This window comes from Streptomyces sp. P5F9, from assembly GCF_057961495.1.
Genome location: NZ_JBXVPZ010000779.1, coordinates 1 through 2,536, shown reverse-complemented (window position 1 = coordinate 2,536; position 2,536 = coordinate 1). Strand labels below are relative to the sequence as shown.

Annotated in this window: 3 protein-coding genes and 1 pseudogene; 2 read left to right on the top strand and 2 right to left on the bottom strand. The window is 68.5% G+C overall.

The window, feature by feature from the left end; genetic code table 11:
* Positions 1-254: pseudogene (locus AC31A1_RS49930) on the top strand (hypothetical protein); the annotation flags it as partial.
* A 158-nt stretch (positions 255-412) separates the two neighbouring features.
* Here the strand turns inward: AC31A1_RS49930 and AC31A1_RS49925 are convergent.
* Positions 413-1,060 (bottom strand): biliverdin-producing heme oxygenase, encoded by a 648-nt coding sequence (locus tag AC31A1_RS49925; protein WP_489659682.1) that lies wholly within the window; start codon positions 1,058-1,060, stop codon positions 413-415.
* A 140-nt stretch (positions 1,061-1,200) separates the two neighbouring features.
* Entirely contained in the window at positions 1,201-2,058 is an 858-nt protein-coding gene (map, locus tag AC31A1_RS49920; RefSeq protein WP_489659681.1) for a type I methionyl aminopeptidase, read from the bottom strand.
* 58 nt (positions 2,059-2,116) lie between these two features.
* Here map and AC31A1_RS49915 point away from each other — a divergent pair, with 58 nt between their 5' ends.
* Complete coding sequence (locus AC31A1_RS49915; RefSeq protein WP_489659680.1) at positions 2,117-2,344, top strand: hypothetical protein; 228 nt, start codon at positions 2,117-2,119, stop codon at positions 2,342-2,344.
* Positions 2,345-2,536: the final 192 nt, after the last annotated feature.

Here is a 2,536-nt window from a genome sequence, read left to right as displayed (position 1 = left end):
GACCCCGCACCCTGCGTGATGTTGAGAGCCCGGCCCAACTGGTCGGTCAACAGCAACGCCGCCGCGCCCGCGCCTTCCCGGGCCGCGACGACGGCATCCACGAGGACGAGGCCACGGGCGCGGCGGCGTTGCTGTTGACCGACCAGTTGGGCCGGGCTCTCAACATCACGCAGGGTGCGGGGTCTCAGATACTCACGGCTCCGCAGCCTGGGGGTTGGGTCGAGGTCGGGGGACGGGTGTTCCTGGAGCGCTGACGGCTCCGTGACACCAACTCCTCCGTAATGGCGGCCACTTCCCCACCCAGGCCGGCAATATTCGGCCTGTCCGGCGTTTGAGGACGAGGCCCCTTCAGGGCCGAAGCGGGGGTCTGGGGGCGGCAGCCCCAGCAACGCTCCCGCAGACAACCAACCGCTCACGCCGACAGCGGAAACTCCTCACCCAACGCCCGAAACACCCCGGTGTTCAACGCGAACGCCCGCTTGCACTCGGCCACGACCCGCTGCTTCTCCAGATCATCGACCGGCACGGAATCCAGCCGCTCCCGATACCCCCGCTTGAACGCCGCCGGGTTCCCGATCCCCTCGAACACATAGAACCGCACCCCGTCCCCCTTCCGGGAGAACCCCCATGTCCGCTCCGCCTTGTCCCGGATGATCTGCCCGCCGGAGAGATCCCCGAGGTAACGGGTGTAGTGATGGGCGATGTACCCGGCCGGCCACGACTCCGCGCACTCCCGCACCCGTTCCGCGTAGGCCTGGGTCGCCGGCAGTGCGGTCAGCCCGGACCGCCAGTCCGCGCCCCGCAGATGCTCAAGGTCCCGCTCCAGCGCCGGCAGTCGGAACAACTCGGCCTGGATGAACGCCCCGGCCACCGGATCCGCCGCGAGGCGCTCCGCCCCGGTCTCCAACGCCTCGTAGACGAACCACAGTTGCTCGGTGTACCGGGCGTACGCGTTCACGCCCAGCCGGCCGCCGAGCAGATCGCTCATGAAGGTGGAGGTCTCGGCCTCCACGTGCTGTTCGTGGGACGCGGTGCGGATGACTGTCGAGAAGGAGTCCATGAGCTCTATCCTCTAAGGTAAGGCTTACCTAAGTCAACAGGTTGCCGACACCCTGTCGGTAAAAGCGTACAAGAAGAGACCCGCCCCCAGCAGAGGACGGGTCCCAAGGCGGTCCCGAGGCGCTAGGCGCTCCCGAGGCGCTATGGCAGCGTGAGAACCTCCGCCCCCGTCTCCGTCACCACCAACGTGTGCTCGAACTGAGCCGTCCGCTTCCGGTCCTTCGTGACGACTGTCCACCCGTCGTCCCACATGTCGTACTCGTACGTCCCCAGCGTCAGCATCGGCTCGATCGTGAACGTCATCCCGGGCTGGATGACCGTCGTCGCGTGCGGGCTGTCGTAGTGCGGGACGATCAGGCCGGAGTGGAAGGACGAGTTGATGCCGTGGCCGGTGAAGTCCCGGACCACGCCGTACCCGAAGCGCTTGGCGTACGACTCGATGACCCGGCCGATGATGTTGATCTGGCGGCCCGGCCTGACCGCCTTGATCGCCCGGTCCAGGGACTCGCGGGTGCGCTCGACCAGCAGGCGGCTCTCCTCGTCGACGTCGCCGACCAGGTACGTCGCGTTGTTGTCGCCGTGCACCCCGCCGATGTACGCCGTCACGTCGAGGTTGATGATGTCGCCGTCGCGCAGCACCGTGGAGTCCGGAATGCCGTGGCAGATCACCTCGTTGAGCGAGGTGCACAGGGACTTGGGGAAGCCGCGGTAGCCGAGCGTCGACGGGTAGGCACCGTGGTCGCACATGTACTCGTGCGCCACGCGGTCGAGTTCGTCCGTGGTCACCCCCGGCGAGATGATCTTCGCGGCCTCCGCCATCGCCCGCGCGGCGATCCGCCCGGCGACGCGCATCGCCTCGATCGTCTCGGGGGTCTGCACCTCCGGCCCGGTGTACGGGGTCGGCGCGGGCTTGCCGACGTACTCGGGGCGACGGATGTTTCCGGGCACGGGACGGGTGGGGGAGAGCTCCCCTGGTACGAGCAGCGACTGGCCAGACATGCCAGCGAGTCTAACCAGCGGTCATGGGGGAACATGGCCGTAGGGAAAGGAGCCGTTGATGGCCCTGTTCAAGAAGCGCACGGCCGGGAAGCCCGGCGAGTGGTACTACTGCCTCGAACACAAGAAGGTCGAGGAGGGGCCGGAGTGCCCCGCCAAGGACCGGTTCGGGCCGTACACCACCCGCGCCGAGGCCGAGCACGCGATGGAGACGGCCCGCGAGCGCAACCTGGAGTGGGAGAACGACCCCAAGTGGCACGACGCGGCCAAGGAGACCGAGGACGACTGACCGGCTCGCGCTACGAGGGGCTCTGGCGGTGACCTGATCAGCTCGCGCTACGACGGCACCGGCGGTGACCGATCACGCGGCGCTACGACGGGCAGCGGCGCCGACCTCTCAGGCGTCGGCCGGGGTTGCGGGGGTCGTAGGGGGCGTACGGGTCGTAGGAGTAGCCGCCGCCCGCCGCGCCTTCAGCCGTAG

What these genes read in the sequence shown, in the direction of transcription:
- AC31A1_RS49915 (WP_489659680.1), top strand. Translation starts at nt 2,117, where the DNA reads ATGGCCCTGTTCAAGAAGCGCACGGCCGGGAAGCCCGGCGAGTGGTAC.
- map (WP_489659681.1), bottom strand. Translation starts at nt 2,058, where the DNA reads ATGTCTGGCCAGTCGCTGCTCGTACCAGGGGAGCTCTCCCCCACCCGT.
- AC31A1_RS49925 (WP_489659682.1), bottom strand. Translation starts at nt 1,060, where the DNA reads ATGGACTCCTTCTCGACAGTCATCCGCACCGCGTCCCACGAACAGCAC.